General features: G+C 72.2%; 1 protein-coding gene. It reads left to right on the top strand.

Annotated elements, in window-relative coordinates:
* Positions 1-1409 (top strand): PepSY-associated TM helix domain-containing protein (locus Ato02nite_RS51090; protein ID WP_307854342.1); only part of this gene is annotated, 1409 nt, incomplete at its 5' end.
* Positions 1410-1975 lie beyond the last annotated feature (566 nt).

The raw sequence follows: 1975 nt of genomic DNA on the forward strand, positions 1-1975 counted from the left end.
CCCCGCCGTTACGGCAGGTGCGCACCGCGCCCGCCGCGACCTTCGGACCACTGCTGCTGCGGCTGCACTTCTACGCCGGTGTCCTGGTCGCGCCGTTCCTGCTGCTGGCCGCGCTGACCGGGCTGGCGTACGCGTTCTCCCCCCAACTCGACCGCCTCGTCTACGCCGACGAGCTGGTCGTCGGCGACCCGGGCGGCCCGGTCCAGCCGCTCGCCGCGCAGATCGCCGCCGCCCGAGCCGCGCACCCGGCCGGTGCCGTAACCGCCGTCCGCCCCGGCGACGGTGCGGCCACCACCCAGGTCGACTTCTCGTCTCCCGAACTCGACTTCGAACACCAGCACACCGTCTACGTCAACCAGTACTCCGGTACGGTCACCGGGCAGCTGACCACCTGGTGGACCAGCACCCCGATGCAGACCTGGCTGGACGACATGCACACCAGCCTGCACCTCGGCCCGGTCGGCAACCTCTACTCCGAGCTCGCGGCCAGCTGGCTGGCCGTCATCGCCCTGGGCGGGCTCATCCTCTGGTGGCGCCGCCAGCGCGGACGCCGGATGCTGACCCCCGATCTGAAAGCCAAGAAGGGGGTACGCCGTACCCGCGGATTCCACGCCGCCACCGGCGTGTGGCTGACCCTCGGCCTGCTGTTCCTGGCCCTGACCGGGCTGACCTGGTCGCAGTACGCGGGCGCCAACTTCGGCGCGGCCGTGGACGCCCTGAACGGCAGCCGCCCGGCGGTGTCCACGGCGCTGACCGGCACCCCGGCGGCGACCGGCGGCGGCCACCACGGCATGGGCACCGGCCCCGCGACCGGAACCGTCGACCCGGCGGCGGCCGACGCGGTGCTGAAGGTGGCCCGGGGCAACGGCATCGACGGCCCGGTCAGCATCACGGTCCCGGCCGACGCCGCCACGGCCTGGTCGGTCACCGAGACGGGAGCCCGCTGGCCGATCCAGCGCGACGCCGTAGCCATCGACTCCACCACCGGCACGATTACCGACCGCAGCGACTTCGCCGACTGGCCGTTCATGGCCAAGCTGACCCAGTGGGGCACCTACGCCCACATGGGCCAACTGTTCGGACTGGTCAACCAGCTGTTGCTCGCCGCGCTCGCGGTCGGCCTGATCTGCGTGATCGTCTGGGGCTACCGAATGTGGTGGCAACGCCGCCCCACCCGAGCCGACCGCCGCGCACCCGTCGGCACCCCACCCGCCCGCGGAGCCTGGCAGCAGCTGCCGCCGTGGGCCATCGCCGTCGGCGTCCCACTGGTGTTCGGCCTGGCCTGGGCGGTACCGCTGTTCGGCATTCCGCTGGCCGCGTTCCTACTGGCCGACTTCGCGATCGGCGCCATCCGAGCCCGCCGAACCACCCCACCGGTCCCAGTCTCACCGGCCCCCGCCGGCAGCTGACCCGATCGGCATTCGGTGGCCGCCGCGAACTCGGGCCTCGGCCACACCCATGCCGCTGACGATGCTCCGCATAGTGGTCGCCGGTCTCGGACTCTGAGCCGGCGTCTCGCATCGCGGCCCGACCCTGCTTTTGCTCCCACATTGCGAGCCGCACCTCCACCAGAGGCGGTGCCCATGCCGCTGATGGTGCTTGCGGTCTCCCGCATCGTGGTCGCTGGTCTCGGATTCTGAGCTGGCGTCCCGCATCGCGGCTCCGATCCTGCTTTGTGGACACTCCTCCCACATTTCGAGCCGGCCTTCAGCAGAGAGGCACTACATGTCGTATATGTCGGGCGCGGTCGGGACGGAGTGACGCGACCTTGGGGAGTTTCCGCTTGCTCCGCGCAGCAGTTTCACAAGATCTGGAGCAGGCGGGCTCCGTCGGCGCAGCCACGATCGAAGCCTTGCTGGCCGGCGGCTGGGCCGCGGGGTGCGGCAGAGTGCGGCGGGGTGCGGCGAGGCAGGGTGCGGTGCGGCGGGGTGCGGCGCGGCAGGGCGCGGCAGGTGCGGCGCGGCAGGGTGCGGCG

It is taken from the genome of Paractinoplanes toevensis, assembly GCF_018332695.1.
GTDB lineage: Bacteria > Actinomycetota > Actinomycetes > Mycobacteriales > Micromonosporaceae > Actinoplanes > Actinoplanes toevensis.